Source organism: Streptomyces sp. NPDC058239 (genome assembly GCF_042882185.1).
Taxonomy (GTDB): Bacteria; Actinomycetota; Actinomycetes; order Streptomycetales; family Streptomycetaceae; genus Streptomyces.
The window spans coordinates 1-15,098 of sequence record NZ_JBHVWS010000088.1; the positions used below are offsets into that span (position 1 = coordinate 1).

Here is a 15,098-nt window from a genome sequence, read left to right on the forward strand (position 1 = left end):
CTCGGCGCCAACGGCGCCGAGCCCGCCCTTTCCGGTGGTGCATCCCCCGCGGGGACGCCGAGCCGCTCGACAGGGCTGGTCAGTCCGTGCCGAACTCCATCGCGGCGCGGTCCAGCATCTCGTCGTCACCGGAGACCTCGCCGCGGGAGGCGATGGCCTCGGCGCCGCCCTCCGGCATGGTGCCGATCAGTCCGGTCGCGGCCGCCTGGGCGGCACCGATGGCGGGATTGGCGGTGCCGATCAGGCCGAGCCCGGCGTACTGCTCCAGCTTGGCGCGCGAGTCGGCGATGTCGAGGTTGCGCATGGTGAGCTGGCCGATCCGGTCCACCGGGCCGAACGCCGAGTCCTCCGTGCGCTCCATGGACAGCTTGTCCGGGTGGTAGCTGAACGCCGGGCCTGTGGTGTCGAGGATCGAGTAGTCCTCGCCGCGCCGCAGCCGCAGCATCACCTCGCCGGTGACGGCCGTGCCGACCCAGCGCTGCAGCGACTCGCGCACCATCAGCGCCTGCGGGTCCAGCCAGCGGCCCTCGTACATCAGCCGGCCGAGGCGCCGTCCCTCGTTGTGGTACTGGGCGAGGGTGTCCTCGTTGTGGATCGCGTTGACCAGGCGCTCGTACGCCGCGTGCAGCAGGGCCATGCCGGGCGCCTCGTAGATGCCGCGGCTCTTGGCCTCGATGATCCGGTTCTCGATCTGGTCGGACATGCCCATGCCGTGACGGCCGCCGATGGCGTTCGCCTCCATCACCAGATCGACGGAGGAGGCGAACTCCTTGCCGTTGATCGTCACCGGGCGGCCCTGGTCGAAGCCGATCGTCACATCCTCGGTGGCGATCTCGACCGAGGGGTCCCAGAACCGCACGCCCATGATCGGCTCCACGGTCTCGACGCCGGTGTCGAGGTGCTCCAGGGTCTTGGCCTCGTGGGTGGCGCCCCAGATGTTGGCGTCGGTGGAGTAGGCCTTCTCGGTGCTGTCGCGGTAGGGGAGGTCGTGGGCGAGCAGCCACTCCGACATTTCCTTGCGGCCGCCGAGCTCGGTCACGAAGTCCGCGTCGAGCCACGGCTTGTAGATCCGCAGGTGCGGGTTGGCGAGCAGTCCGTACCGGTAGAACCGCTCGATGTCGTTGCCCTTGAAGGTCGAGCCGTCGCCCCAGATCTGAACGTTGTCCTCGAGCATCGCCCGGACCAGAAGGGTGCCCGTGACGGCGCGGCCGAGCGGCGTGGTGTTGAAGTAGGCACGCCCACCCGAGCGGATGTGGAACGCCCCGCAGGTGAGCGCGGCCAGGCCCTCCTCGACCAGGGCCGCGCGGCAGTCGACCAGGCGTGCGATCTCGGCACCGTAGGTCTTCGCGCGGCCGGGCACCGAGGCGATGTCGGGCTCGTCGTACTGGCCGATGTCGGCGGTGTAGGTGCATGGGATGGCGCCCTTGTCGCGCATCCACGCGACCGCGACCGAGGTGTCGAGGCCGCCCGAGAAGGCGATGCCGATGCGCTCGTCGGCGGGAAGGGAGGTGAGGACCTTAGACATAGGAAGATTATGCATAATCGCGCATGATCATGCAAAGTTGCGAGCTGTGCCTGGCCGATGGGCGCAACCCTGTACCTCCTGGCGCCGGTCCGAAGGCGGGGTGCATCACCCCTGAAGCGACGCGTCCCGCCGGTCCGAAGGCGGAACCGACCCGGGCCGGCTCGTCCTTGAGGCAATGGAGCCACAGGCCGTGCAGCACACCGTGAATTTGCTGTTCGTCGCCCCAAGCTCCGCGAACGGGCGGACGCCGACGGTCGGGGCACCCCTGTCACGCCAGACGATGCCCGAAGCGGCCATCGACCCTACCGTGGTGACATGGCGGTGATCAGCGGTTTGAGACGGGGGGCACGGTCCCGGTTCGGTTTCTTGGACGCACTGGGCGTGGCACTGCTGTTCGTGCTGTCGGTCGTGGCTGCCTCGGTCGTACGGCACGGGCACCAGTTCTCCCTGCGGTGGCCTGTTGTGGCGCTGGCGGGCATCGGTTGCGCCGCGTTGGTGTGGCGGCGCCGTTACCCCTTCGGCGTACTGGCCGTCGCGGTTGCCTGCGGGGTGGCCTTTCAGATACTCGGGATTCGGGAGAGCCCGCTGGTGATCAGCCCGGTCCTGGTGTCGGTCTACAACGTGGCCGCGCTGACCGACCGGCGTGCCACCTGGGCTGCGGCATCATTTTCGGCTGTGGTACTGGTGGGCGCCGCAGTGGTGTGCGACCCGCACTCATGGCTGGCCCCCGACAATGCGGCGATGCTGGCGTGGACGGCGCTGCCGGCTGCTGTCGGGGACGGGGTGCGCTCACGTCGAGCCTATGTGGCGGCCGTGGAGGAGCGGGCTGAACATGCGGAGCGCACGCGCGAGCAGGAGGCGCAGCAGCGGGTGGCGGCCGAACGGGTGCGAATCGCGCGCGAGCTGCATGACATCGTCGCGCACCACATTGCCTTGATCAACGCTCAGGCAGGCGTGGCCGTCCATCTGGTGGAACGGCGGCCGGAACAGATCCTGGCCGCTTTGGAGGACATCCGGGACACCAGCCGGTCCGCGCTGGACGAACTACGGGTGACCGTAGGGCTGCTGCGGCAGTCCGGCGATCCGGTGGCGCCGCGTGATCCGATGCCGGGCCTTGCGCGCGTACCGGCGCTTCTGGCGTCGTTCGAACGCGCCGGCCTGACCGTGAGTCATACCCGGCGGGGCATCGCCGAGCCGCTGGCGCCGACGGTCGACCTGGCCGCGTACCGCATCGTGCAGGAGGCCCTGACCAACGTGCACAAGCACGCCGGCGCCGACCATGCCCGATTGTTCCTGCACTACCGCCCCGAGCGTCTGACGATCACCGTCGAGGACGACGGACGGACCGGTGGGAACATCGCCCACCCGGGGACGGGCCACGGGCTGATCGGAATGCGTGAGCGCGCTTCCACTGTCGGGGGTTGGCTGTACGCGGGAGAGCGCCCGGAGGGCGGCTTCACAGTGACGGCCGAACTGCCGCTACGTCCCGGCCTGGCAATGGGCAAACCACCGAGGAGGGACGGGCATGACGATTCGCGTACTGCTTGCGGATGACCAGGCCCTGCTGCGCGGTACCTTCAGGATGCTGTTCGACTCCACGGACGACATGGAGACGGTGGGGGAGGCGTCCAATGGGCAGGAGGCACTGGAACTGGCGCGTGCGGAGCGCCCGCATGTGGTCCTGATGGACATCCGCATGCCGGAGATGGACGGCCTCGACGCCACGCGGCTGATCAGCGAGTCCGAGGACCTCTCAGGGGTGAAGGTGCTCATCCTGACCACCTTCGAGGACGACGAGCACGTCGCCGAGGCTCTGCGCGCCGGTGCGAGCGGCTTTCTCGGCAAGGGGGCCCGGCCCGAGGAACTTCTCGACGCCGTCCGTACGATCGCCGCCGGCGAGGCACTGCTGTCCCCATCGGCGACGCGTGCGCTGATCAAGCGTTTTCTTGCGCAGCCGGACCCGTGCCCGGCGGGCGTGCACGAGCGGCTGGAGTGCCTGACACGGCGGGAACGCGATGTCGTGGGGCTGGCGGCACTGGGGCTCTCGAACGACGAGATTGCAGAACATTTGTTCGTCAGCCCACTGACTGCCAAGACCCACGTCAACCGGGCCATGACCAAGCTGGCGGCTCGTGACCGGGCCCAGCTCGTCGTCATCGCCTATCAGTGCGGCCTGGTCAGCCCAGCAACGGAATCTGGGCGTTCAGAGGAGCCCGAGTAATCGTCGGCGCGGTATGTGCATGTCGTCCCGGTCGTAGGCAGGCGTGGCAGATACCGCAGCCGTGGTAGCCGGGAATCGCTGCGGGGGGACGACGCGCGAGGGGCCCTTCCTGGGCGAAGGTGAGAAGGCGAACGGAGGTTTCGCCATGATCGAAGCCCACTGCCCGACCAAGCGACACAACGTCGAATCGATCAAGCCGCACACCACGCGCCGATCACACTGCTCGCCGCCACGGCGGCCAGGGTCAAGTACTTCACGGGAACCATTCGCGCCACTCTCATCGCGGTTCCCCGGCGGCTGCTTGTGGTCGCGGCCTTCACGGACGTCGTGCTCGTATCGACGACCGCGGCCTGCGTCGCCGCTCTCCTCGGCGGCCAGGCGGTCCTGCCCCCGCATCACCTGACCACACACTCTCCACCCCCGGCACGGCCCGTGTGATCTTCGGTACCGCCCGCTACCTCACCACCGTCGGCCTGCTCGGCGTCGCCCTCGGCGCCATCATCCGCAGTTCCGCCGGAACCATCGCAGCCCCGGTGGGCATCCATCTCGTCCGCCCGGTCCGGCAGCCCTGCTACCGACCGACCGGACCCAGCTCACCACCCCCTACGCGGCCGCGACGACCGCGCGACCGGCACCCCAGCACAAGGAAGGACACCCTCCCATGCTCACGGCATCCGAGAAGCACCGCACGATCAGTGAACGACCGGCAACCTGCCCCACGTGCCGGGATGGGGACGACTACCGCGCAGCCCTGCCCGTACACCTGTCCCTTCTCCGCGACGCCCTGGCCGACAGCACCGGCCGACACCAGGCGACGTCCAGGGATGACCAGCCCGAACGCCAGCTCACCCTGTCCCAATGGGTCAGCAGGACAGCGAGGATAGGGGACCAGAGTTGACGCGAGAGCAACGACGAGCCCCGGGGCGGCCGGGCACACGGCCGCCGGGGCTGAGCGGTCCAACCCCATGTCGGGGCAGCGCTCACAGCCAAGTTCCGGCTTCGATCGATTGGCCGCCCGGCATCCCGCGACGACTCGACCACTCATTGGGATGCAGGCGACAGGATCGCTCGGCAAGGACATGCCGGCGAAGCTTTGGCAGCGGGTGGCCAACGACGAGGCCGCACTGCCCAATCCGATGGTGACGCCCTCGCACTGAGCGAGGGCGAGCCGGTGACCTGGACGATCGATCTCAACGCCGGCGGGGCCGCGCTGATGATCGCGCTGCTGACCGACAACGGGCAGCGGGTTCGCCCGCCACCGCTCGAACGTCTTGTGGGCCCTTGTACGCGACGACCGCACCTTCGAGATCACCGCACCACCGCCCGTTGCTCCGGAGCCTGTGGCAAACATTCACCGACAGGCGGTGCCCATGGCGTCAGCGTGACGCGGACGCGTATACGTCTCTGGACCACAGTCGCCCGCCGAATCCGTCCCACAGCGCCGTCACCGGCCATCGTCGCCACCTTGGGTCGTGCCGGAGCAAGCGAGCTCCGGTGTGACGAGAGGCGGCCCGTCGCGCAGCAGGCGGGGCGCGTCGGGCGACGCGCCGGGTGCCTGGTCAGCGCCGGGGACCGTCCTTGTTGCCTCGCCGGATCCAGTGTGCCCGGCGCTGGTAGCGGGCGACCGGTGGGGTGACCGCAGGACCGGGCGACAGCGCAGCCTCATCGGTCGGGGGCGCGGTCGGGGCAGGCGTGTCGCTGGGCGGGCGGAGCCCTTCCGCCGAGTACTGCGTCGTCGCGATGCTCGCCACGAGCTGCTCTTCGGTGAAGCTCTCCGAGCCGGGCACATGAGGTACGAAGCCGATGAGCACTCCGTCGCTGACGATCTCCGCGTCGAGCCCCGAGGCCCCGTCGATGTCCCACAGCGCCTCGATTCCCTCGTCGAGGACGACCCGAATCCCGAACTCGTAGACGCCCGCCTCTACGAGATGGGCCATCACTCCACGGGCACGAAGCGCCGACACCAAACGGCCGGCACGTTCTGAATCCATACCGGGCGCACCTCCTTCGAGTACGGACGCGCGAGGTGGACGATCGGGCGGGGGCTCGTCCCGAGTGCCTCGGAACCGTCCTGGCGAACGGCGGCCTTGCCGGTTGTGGCCGCCAGTCCGGGCCGGCCCCCGGCGCACAGCACGTGGGGGCGTGGTGCCGATCGCTGTCGCGCAGTGCAGTGCCCCCTTGGCGGCTGACTTCAGGGGTTCGCCCGCGGCGCAGACGCACGGCCGCCGCCTCTGCCAGCTCTCGGGATGCCCGCCAGGCGCTCACCCTCCGCCTGGGACGGCTGGGTGCGCCACGTGGCGGGGTGGTTTGCCTCGGCCGGGTCCAGGTCCGCTTCCAGCCTCTCGCCCTTGGCCTGCGACGGCATCGGGCACTCGACGTTCTGGCTCATGGCCGCCTCCGCGGACGCAACGCGTGCCTACAAAATGAGCCTAACGCGTCGCCCGGCGGCGGCCTGGGCTGCCCGCATCGCCGCGCAGGCCGAGCCCGATCGGCAGCTCGCGGGCCAGCCGGCCCCGATCCCCGTTTCCGGCGCCCGGCAACCCGAGCCCGCCGCCGCGAGAGACGGCCGCCGTCGCGCCACCGGCGGACCCGCCCGTCGGCGCCGACGCGATTGGGTGCTGCATGCCGAACGACTTCGTGAACGCTGTCGACGACGCCATGGCCTCAATCGTCACCCCTGCCGGCGTACAGGGTCATCAGGCACGTGAGTCGGCCGCCGACGACATGGCCTTCCGCGACGGCGTGACGCCTGCACAGCGCAGTTCCGCCCGGAACGCCACTGGCGTCGTCCCCGTGTGCTGATGGAAGAACTTCGAGAAGTTGGCTGCGTCGGGAAAGCCCACGGAAGCGCCGATGCGGCCGATCGGCATGTCCGTGTGGGCCAGTAGGCGTCTGGCCTCGAGGACGACGCGTTTGTCGATGAAGCCCTTGGGGGTCCTGCCAGTGGCCGCGCGCACCGCGCGGACGAGCGTGCGGCGGGAGTATCCGAGTGCGTCCGCGTACGCACTGACGCTGTGGTTGGTGGCGAAGCCCTTCTCGACCGCGTCCCGGAAGCGGGTGAAGGTGGTGTCGGTCTGGTCGCGTGCCGTCTCGGCGGAGCTCGCCGCGAGGTGGGCCAGGCGGAGCAGGAACGCGGTCAGAGAGTGCCGGAGCACCGCGGTGTGGAGGCTCAGCGGCAGTGTGGTCGTGTCGACGTACTCGCGCTCCAGCTGGGCGAGGGAGTACTCGAGGGCGGCCAGCTGATCCGGGTCGGGGCGTAGCAGTGGGGGCTGGTCATAGCGGTAGAGGCCGGTCGCTTCGACGGTCGCTCGGGGCAGGAAGCCGGGCTGCATGGTCAGGACGGTCCCGCGGTACCCGGCCGTGGGGGAGAAGCGGTGCACCTGGCCTGGGCGGATCCACAGGAGATCGCCGGCGGAGACCTCGTACTCGGCGAAGTCGATCATGTGTCTGACGGGGCCGCCGTGGAACAGCATCACCACGTGGAAGTCGACGCGGTGCACGCGCTCCAAAGGCGCGTCCGCATGCCAGGTCCGGCCGGGCTCCATGGGGCCGACCTGCATACCCACGCCGGAGACGCTGAGGCTCGTGGGGAACGGAAAGGTCTTGATCCCTCCACCCTCTTGGTCCGTTCTGTCTGTCATGTCCCTCTCGCGTCGGCTCGGTGCGGCACTCGCTGTCCCACTTTCACCGAAGGCTGACACAGGGGCACCTTCCCCAGCAAAAGTCATACTTTTAGGTTTGAACGCATCAGAGCAGTTTTCCGGCTCCCATCGAGGACTTCTTGAAGATGAGCACGCAGATGCCCGACAGCTTCCCTGACGGATTCGAGTGGACCGAACTCGACCGGCGTGCCGTCGACACCGCCCGCCTTTTGGCGGCCGATGCCGTACAGCAGGTCGGAAACGGCCACCCGGGCACCGCGATGAGCCTGGCGCCGGCCGCGTACACCCTCTTTCAGAAGGTGATGCGGCACGACCCCGCCGACCCGGAGTGGACCGGCCGCGACCGCTTCGTCCTCTCCCCGGGCCACACCTCGCTGACCCTGTACACCCAGCTCTTCCTCTCCGGGTACGAGCTGGAGCTGGACGATCTGAAAGCGTTCCGTACGCACGGCTCGAAGACGCCCGGTCACCCTGAGTACGGGCACACCGCGGGCGTCGAGACGACCACCGGTCCGCTCGGCCAGGGGGTCGCGAACTCTGTGGGCATGGCGATGGCCGCCCGCTACGAGCGCGGCCTGTTCGACCCCGAGGCGCCGGAGGGCGAGTCCCCCTTCGACCACACCATCTGGGCGATCGTCTCGGACGGCGACCTGGAGGAGGGCATCTCCGCCGAGGCCTCGTCCCTCGCGGGTCACCAGAAGCTCGGCAACCTCGTCTTCGTCTACGACGACAACCACATCTCGATCGAGGGCGACACGGCCACCGCCTTCTCCGAGGACGTCCTGAAGCGGTACGAGGCGTACGGCTGGCACGTCCAGCGGATCGAGCCCTCGGCCGACGGCGACATCGACGTCCGAGCGCTGTACAGCGCGCTGACCGCCGCCCGCGCCGAGACCGTGCGCCCCTCGATCATCGCGATGCGCACGATCATCGCCTGGCCCGCCCCGAACGCGCAGAACACCGAGGCTTCGCACGGTTCGGCACTCGGCGCCGAGGAGATCGCGGCCACCAAGCGGGTCCTGGGCTTCGACCCGGAGCAGACCTTCCAGGTGGAGCCCGAGGTACTGGCCCACGCCCGCGAGGCCCTCGACCGCGGCGCCGAGGCGCACGCTGCCTGGGACAAGCGGATCGCCGAGTGGCGCACCGCCGACCCCGAGCACGCCGAGCTGTTCGACCGTGTCGTCGCCGGTCAGCTGCCCGAGGGCTGGGAAGCGGCTCTGCCGCAGTTCGAGGCGGGCACATCCGTCGCGACCCGTGCCGCGTCCGGCAAGGTGCTGCAGGCGCTCGGCGGTGTGATCCCCGAGCTGTGGGGCGGCTCCGCCGACCTCGCCGGCTCGAACAACACCACGATCGACAAGACCAGCTCCTTCCTGCCCAAGGGCAACCCGTTGCCGGAGGCCGACCCGTACGGCCGCACGGTCCACTTCGGTATCCGCGAGCACTCGATGGCCGCCGAGATGAACGGCATCGCGCTGCACGGCAACACCCGAATCCACGGCGGCACCTTCCTGGTCTTCTCCGACTACATGCGCAACGCCGTTCGCCTGTCCGCGCTGATGCAGCTCCCGGTCACGTACATCTGGACCCACGACTCCATCGGCCTCGGCGAGGACGGCCCGACCCACCAGCCGGTCGAGCACCTGGCCTCGCTGCGCGCCATCCCCGGCCTGAACATCGTCCGCCCGGCGGACGCCAACGAGACCGCGATCGCCTGGGCCGAAATCCTCAAGCGGCACGCCACGAACCCGGCTCCGCACGGCCTCGCGCTCACGCGCCAGGGTGTGCCGACGTACGAGGCGAACCCCGAGGCGGCGAAGGGTGGTTACGTCCTGCGCGACTCCTCCGCAGAGACCCCTGACGTCATCCTCATCGCCACCGGTTCCGAGGTGCAGCTCGCCGTCGCGGCGCGTGAACTGCTCGAGGCCGAGGGGGTCGGTACGCGTGTCGTGTCGATGCCGTCCGTCGAGTGGTTCGAGGAGCAGTCCGCCGAGTACCGCGCGAGCGTGCTTCCGGCGTCCGTGAAGGCCCGCGTGGCCGTCGAGGCGGGGATCGGCCTGACCTGGTACCGGTACGTCAAAGACGCCGGACGCATTGTCTCCCTCGAGCATTTCGGTGCCTCCGCCGACGCCAGGATCCTGTTCGCCGAGTACGGCTTCACCGCCGAGAACGTCGCCTCCGCCGCGCGGGAATCTCTTGCCGCAGCGCGTGGTTGATCAGACCGCCAGAAAGAAGATGATCACCGTGAGCAACACCGCCGAACCCCTCAACGCCCTCTCCGAGGAAGGCGTTTCCATCTGGCTGGACGATCTGTCCCGCAAGCGGATCACATCCGGCAACCTCGCCGAACTCATCGAGCGGAAGTACGTGGTGGGCGTCACCACCAACCCCTCGATCTTCCAGGCCTCCATCGGCTCCGGAGAGGGTTACGAGGAGCAGCTCGCCGACCTTGCCGTACGTGGCGTCACGGTCGACGAGGCCGTCCGCATGATGACCACCGCCGACGTCCGCGCCGCCGCCGACATCCTGCGGCCCGTGTACGACGCTACCCGCGGCCGCGACGGCCGGGTCTCCATCGAGGTCGACCCGCGCCTCGCGCACGACACCGCGGCGACCGTCGCCGAGGCCAAGCAGCTCGGATGGCTGGTCGACCGCCCGAACGTGATGATCAAGATCCCGGCGACGAAGGCCGGCCTCCCGGCGATCACCGAGGTCATCGGCCTCGGCATCAGCGTCAACGTCACGCTGATCTTCTCGCTGGAGCGCTACCGCGAGGTCATGGACGCGTACCTGGCGGGCCTGGAGAAGGCGCAGGCGGCGGGCATCGACCTGTCCACCATCCACTCGGTCGCCTCGTTCTTCGTCTCACGCGTCGACAGCGAGATCGACAAGCGCCTCGCGAAGGTCGGCACGGACGAGGCGCTCGCACTCAAGGGCAAGGCCGCGCTCGCGAACGCCCGTCTCGCGTACGAGGCGTACGAGGACGTCTTCTCCGCCGACCGCTGGACCGCCCTCGCCACCGCGAGCGCCAACAAGCAGCGCCCTCTGTGGGCGTCGACGGGCGTCAAGGACCCCGCGTACAAGGACACCCTGTACGTCGACGAACTGGTCGCACCCGGCACGGTCAACACCATGCCGGAGGCGACCCTCGACGCCACCGCCGACCACGGCGACATCCACGGCGACTCGGTGACCGGCGGCTACGCCCAGGCCCGCGCCGATCTTGCGGCCGTCGAGCGGCTCGGGATCTCGTACGACGAGGTCGTGAAGCAGTTGGAGGACGAGGGCGTGTCGAAGTTCGAGGCGGCCTGGGAGGACCTGCTGGGTGTGGTCGCGACCTCGCTGAGCAGTACGGGAGTTGAGGGGGAATGAGTGAGCGCGAGACGCTTCCCGGCGGTGCCGCGCAGGATGTGCCCGCCGCGGCGGGCGGATCTGGTGACGCGGCCGTGGAACCGGGCGGTGTGACCGCCGGATCAGGAGACGCGGCCCGGGAATCGGGAGACGCGACGGCGGAATCCGGCGACGTCACGGCCGACGGGAGCGCCACCGCCCCGGTCCTCGACTGGAGCAACCCGCTCCGTGACCCCCGCGACCGCCGCCTCCCTCGCATCGCGGGCCCCTCCGGCCTTGTCATCTTCGGCGTCACCGGCGACCTCTCCCGCAAGAAGCTGATGCCCGCCGTCTACGACCTCGCCAACCGGGGCCTGCTCCCGCCGGGCTTCTCGCTCCTCGGATTCGCCCGGCGCGAGCGGGAGGACCAGGACTTCGCGCAGGTGGTGCACGACTCGGTGCGCGAGCACGCCCGCACGGAGTTCCGCGAGGAGGTCTGGCAGCAGTTGGCCGAGGGCATGCGGTTCATCCCGGGCGACTTCGACGACGACACGGCGTTCAAGCAACTTCGTTCCGAAGTCGATGAGTTGGACGCGTCTCGGGGCACCAGCGGCAACTACGCCTTCTACCTCTCCGTACCGCCGAAGTTCTTCCCGAAGGTCGTTCAGCAGCTCAAGAAGCACGGTCTCGCGGACGCGCCGGAGGGCTCCTGGCGGCGTGCGGTCATCGAGAAGCCGTTCGGCCACGACCTGGCCAGCGCGCGCCGACTGAACGCGATCGTGCACGAGGTGTTCGACCCGGACCAGGTGTTCCGTATCGACCACTACCTCGGCAAGGAGACGGTCCAGAACATCCTGGCGCTTCGCTTCGCCAACCAGATGTACGAGCCCGTCTGGAACCGCAGTTACGTCGACCACGTGCAGATCACGATGGCCGAGGACATCGGCATCGGCGGCCGCGCCGGTTACTACGACGGCATCGGCTCGGCCCGTGACGTCATCCAGAACCACCTCCTCCAGCTCATGGCGCTCACCGCCATGGAGGAGCCCGCCGCCTTCGACGCCGAGTCGCTGCTCACCGAGAAGCTGAAGGTCCTCAAGGCCGTGAAGCTGCCGGAGAACCTGGGCGAGCACACCGTGCGCGGGCAGTACGCGGCGAGCTGGCAGGGGGGTGAAAAGGTGCGCGGCTATCTGCAGGAGGACGGCATCGACCCCAGGTCGACAACCGACACCTACGCTGCCATCAAGCTGGAGGTCGACAACCGCCGCTGGGCGGGCATCCCCTTCTATCTGCGCACCGGAAAGCGCCTCGGCCGCCGTGTCACCGAGATCGCGGTCGTCTTCCAGCGCGCGCCCCACTCGCCCTTCGACTCGACCGCCACCGAGGAGCTCGGTGCGAACGCGATCGTCATCCGTGTCCAGCCCGACGAGGGCATGACGGTGCGCTTCGGATCGAAGGTGCCGGGTACGTCGATGGAGATCCGGGACGTCACGATGGACTTCGCGTACGGCGAATCATTCACCGAGTCCAGCCCGGAGGCGTACGAACGCCTCATCCTGGACGTCCTGCTCGGCGACGCCAATCTCTTCCCCCGTCACCAGGAGGTGGAAGAGTCCTGGAAGATCCTCGACCCGATCGAGGGGTACTGGGACGCGCACGGCAAGCCCGCGCCGTACGCCTCGGGCAGCTGGGGTCCCGAAGAAGCACACGAGATGCTCGCACGAGACGGACGGAGCTGGCGCAGGCCATGAAGATCGATCTGACCGACACCACGGCAAGCAAGATCAACAAGGCGCTCGTGCAGGGGCGCCGTGCCATCGGCACTCCTGCCGTGGGCATGGTCCTCACGATGGTCATCGTGACCGACGAGGAGAACGCGTACGACTCGGTCAAGGCGGCCGAGGAGGCCTCGCGCGAGCACCCCTCGCGCACCCTGGTCGTCATCAAACGCGTCGCACGCACCCCGCGCGACCGCACGAACTCCCGCCTGGACGCGGAGGTGCGGGTCGGCTCGGACGCGGGCACCGGCGAGACGGTCGTCCTGCGGACGTACGGTGAGGTCTCCGACCACGCCGACTCGGTGGTCCTGCCGCTGCTGCTGCCGGACGCGCCGGTCGTCGTCTGGTGGCCGGTGGACGCGCCCGACGTCCCGGCCAAGGACTCGTTGGGTGCCCTGGCACAGCGGCGGATCACCGACCTGTACGCCGTCGAGACCCCACTCGTAGCCCTGGAGGCCCGCGCCTCCTCGTACGCGCCCGGCGACACCGACCTGGCGTGGACCCGGCTGACGCCGTGGCGCTCCATGCTGGCTGCGGCGCTGGACCAGGCCCGCAAGAAGGTCGTGTCGGCCGCAGTGGAGAGCGAGGCCGAGAACCCGAGCGCCGAGCTGCTGGCCCGCTGGCTGGAGGTCCGACTCGAAGTCCCGGTCGAGCGCATCGTCACCGCCGGGCCGGTCGTGACGGCCGTACGGCTCGGCACCGAGAGCGGCGAGATCGTGATCGACCGCCCCGACGGTCCACTGGCCACCCTGTCCCTGCCGGGCCAGCCCTCGCGCACCCTGGCCCTGAAGGTGCGCAGCACCTCCGAGTTGATCGCCGAGGAGCTGCGCCGCCTCGACGCGGACGAGATGTACGCCGTCGCCCTGCGCGGGGTCGGCACCAAGGAGAACCCCCGTCATGTCTGACTCACCCAAGCTCACGCACCGCCCGGAGTGGACGGCCCTCGAGGACCACCGCGCGGGGGAGCTGCGCCACCCGCAGCTGCGTGACCTGTTCGCCGCCGACCCCGGTCGCGCAGAGCGTTACACCGTGCGGGCCGGCGACCTGCGCATCGACTACTCCAAGCACCTGATCACGGACGAGACCCTCGCCCTGCTCCAGGAGCTCGCCAGGGTGACCGACGTGTTCGGGCTGCGGGACGCCATGTTCCGCGGTGAAAGGATCAACGTCACCGAGCAGCGTGCCGTACTGCACACCGCGCTGCGCGCCCCGCGCGACGCCGTCATCGAGGTCGACGGCGAGAACGTCGTCCCGGCCGTGCATGCCGTGCTCGACAAGATGGCCGACTTCTCCGAGCGCGTCCGCTCGGGCGAGTGGACCGGGCACACCGGAAAGCGGATCCGCAATGTCGTCAACATCGGCATCGGCGGGTCGGACCTCGGCCCCGCGATGGCGTACGAGGCGTTGCGGGCCTTCACCGACCGCTCGCTGACCGTGCGGTTCGTCTCGAACGTGGACGGCGCCGATCTGCACGAGGCCGTACGGGATCTGGACCCGGCGGAGACGCTGTTCATCGTCGCGTCCAAGACCTTCACGACCATCGAGACGATCACCAACGCCACGTCGGCGCGGTCCTGGCTCCTTGCCGGGCTCGACGACGGGGGCACCTCCCGCTCGATCGAAGTCGAGGGTGGGGGAGAGAAGGCGGTCGCGAAGCACTTCGTGGCGCTGTCGACGAATGCCGAGAAGGTGGCGGACTTCGGCATCGACACGGCCAATATGTTCGAGTTCTGGGACTGGGTCGGCGGGCGCTACTCGTACGACTCCGCCATCGGCCTGTCGCTGATGATCGCCATCGGCCCGGACCGGTTCCGCGAGATGCTCGACGGCTTCCACCTCGTCGACGAGCACTTCCGAACCGCCCCCGCCGCTTCCAACGCGCCTTTGCTGCTCGGCCTGTTGGGCGTCTGGTACGGCTCGTTCCTCGGCGCCCAGTCGCACGCGGTGCTGCCGTACTCGCACTACCTGTCGAAGTTCACCGCGTACTTGCAGCAGCTGGACATGGAGTCCAATGGCAAGTCGGTGGACCGCGAAGGCAATCCGGTGGAGTGGCAGACCGGTCCGGTGGTGTGGGGCACGCCCGGCACCAACGGGCAGCACGCGTACTACCAGTTGCTCCACCAGGGCACGAAGGTCATCCCGGCCGACCTGATCGGCTTCGTCAACCCGGTGGGCGAGCTGAGCCCCGAACTCAAGTCCCAGCACGATCTGTTGATGGCCAACCTGTTCGCACAGGGTCAGGCGCTCGCCTTCGGCAGGACGAGCGACGAGGTGCGCGCCGAGGGCGTCCCCGAGGAGCAGGTGCCGCACCGCACGTTCCGCGGCAACCACCCCACCACGACCATCCTGGCGAGCGAGTTGACCCCCTCGGTCCTCGGCCAGCTGATCGCGCTGTACGAGCACAAGGTGTTCGTGCAGGGCGCGATCTGGAACATCGACTCCTTCGACCAGTGGGGCGTCGAGCTGGGCAAGGTCCTCGCCAGGCGCGTGGAACCCGCACTCACCGAAGGAGCGGACGTCCCCGGCCTCGATCCCTCCACCGCCGCCCTCGTGGCCGCGTACCGCACTCTCCGAAAGAAGTGAAA

Annotated in this window: 12 protein-coding genes; 7 read left to right on the forward strand and 5 right to left on the reverse strand. The window is 69.2% G+C overall.

What is annotated here, in order from left to right; translation table 11 throughout:
- Positions 1–79 precede the first annotated feature (79 nt).
- On the reverse strand, positions 80–1,525 hold the full coding sequence (gene argG / locus ACFVYE_RS44575) for an argininosuccinate synthase (protein ID WP_383970726.1): 1,446 nt from the start codon (positions 1,523–1,525) through the stop codon (positions 80–82).
- A 315-nt stretch (positions 1,526–1,840) separates the two neighbouring features.
- Between argG and ACFVYE_RS44580 the strand changes: the two genes are divergently transcribed.
- Positions 1,841–3,079, forward strand: a complete 1,239-nt coding sequence (locus tag ACFVYE_RS44580) for a sensor histidine kinase (RefSeq protein ID WP_383970723.1) — start codon at positions 1,841–1,843, stop codon at positions 3,077–3,079.
- A complete protein-coding gene (locus ACFVYE_RS44585) occupies positions 3,051–3,746 on the forward strand; it encodes a response regulator (protein ID WP_383970721.1) in 696 nt (231 codons plus the stop codon). The genes ACFVYE_RS44580 and ACFVYE_RS44585 overlap by 29 nt, the downstream gene beginning before the upstream one ends.
- Positions 3,747–5,305: 1,559 nt before the next feature.
- Here ACFVYE_RS44585 and ACFVYE_RS44590 read toward each other — a convergent pair.
- From ACFVYE_RS44590 to ACFVYE_RS44605, 4 genes are all read right to left on the reverse strand, one after another.
- On the reverse strand, positions 5,306–5,683 hold the full coding sequence (locus tag ACFVYE_RS44590) for a hypothetical protein (protein ID WP_383970719.1): 378 nt from the start codon (positions 5,681–5,683) through the stop codon (positions 5,306–5,308).
- Positions 5,684–5,937: 254 nt separating this feature from the next.
- Positions 5,938–6,135: a hypothetical protein gene (locus ACFVYE_RS44595; RefSeq protein WP_383970716.1), complete on the reverse strand. Its 198-nt coding sequence runs from the start codon at positions 6,133–6,135 to the stop codon at positions 5,938–5,940.
- Positions 6,136–6,175: 40 nt separating this feature from the next.
- On the reverse strand, positions 6,176–6,421 hold the full coding sequence (locus tag ACFVYE_RS44600) for a hypothetical protein (RefSeq protein ID WP_389609238.1): 246 nt from the start codon (positions 6,419–6,421) through the stop codon (positions 6,176–6,178).
- Positions 6,422–6,442: 21 nt separating this feature from the next.
- Positions 6,443–7,387, reverse strand: a complete 945-nt coding sequence (locus ACFVYE_RS44605; protein WP_383970713.1) for a helix-turn-helix domain-containing protein — start codon at positions 7,385–7,387, stop codon at positions 6,443–6,445.
- Between the two features lie 146 nt (positions 7,388–7,533).
- On the opposite strand from ACFVYE_RS44605, the gene tkt reads away from it, so the two are divergent.
- The 5 genes from tkt to pgi are packed head-to-tail and all read left to right on the forward strand — an operon-like array spanning position 7,534 to position 15,096.
- Complete coding sequence (gene tkt, locus ACFVYE_RS44610) at positions 7,534–9,621, forward strand: transketolase (protein WP_383970711.1); 2,088 nt, start codon at positions 7,534–7,536, stop codon at positions 9,619–9,621.
- Between the two features lie 19 nt (positions 9,622–9,640).
- Positions 9,641–10,777, forward strand: a complete 1,137-nt coding sequence (gene tal / locus ACFVYE_RS44615) for a transaldolase (protein ID WP_389609250.1) — start codon at positions 9,641–9,643, stop codon at positions 10,775–10,777.
- Complete coding sequence (gene zwf / locus ACFVYE_RS44620) at positions 10,774–12,486, forward strand: glucose-6-phosphate dehydrogenase (protein ID WP_389609240.1); 1,713 nt, start codon at positions 10,774–10,776, stop codon at positions 12,484–12,486. Before tal ends, zwf begins: the two co-directional genes overlap by 4 nt.
- Positions 12,483–13,418 carry a glucose-6-phosphate dehydrogenase assembly protein OpcA gene (gene opcA, locus ACFVYE_RS44625; RefSeq protein WP_383970703.1) on the forward strand — a complete coding sequence of 312 codons (936 nt, stop codon included), beginning with the start codon at positions 12,483–12,485 and terminating at the stop codon, positions 13,416–13,418. Before zwf ends, opcA begins: the two co-directional genes overlap by 4 nt.
- Entirely contained in the window at positions 13,411–15,096 is a 1,686-nt protein-coding gene (pgi, locus tag ACFVYE_RS44630) for a glucose-6-phosphate isomerase (protein ID WP_383970700.1), read from the forward strand. The genes opcA and pgi overlap by 8 nt, the downstream gene beginning before the upstream one ends.
- The last annotated feature ends 2 nt before the right edge of the window (positions 15,097–15,098 follow it).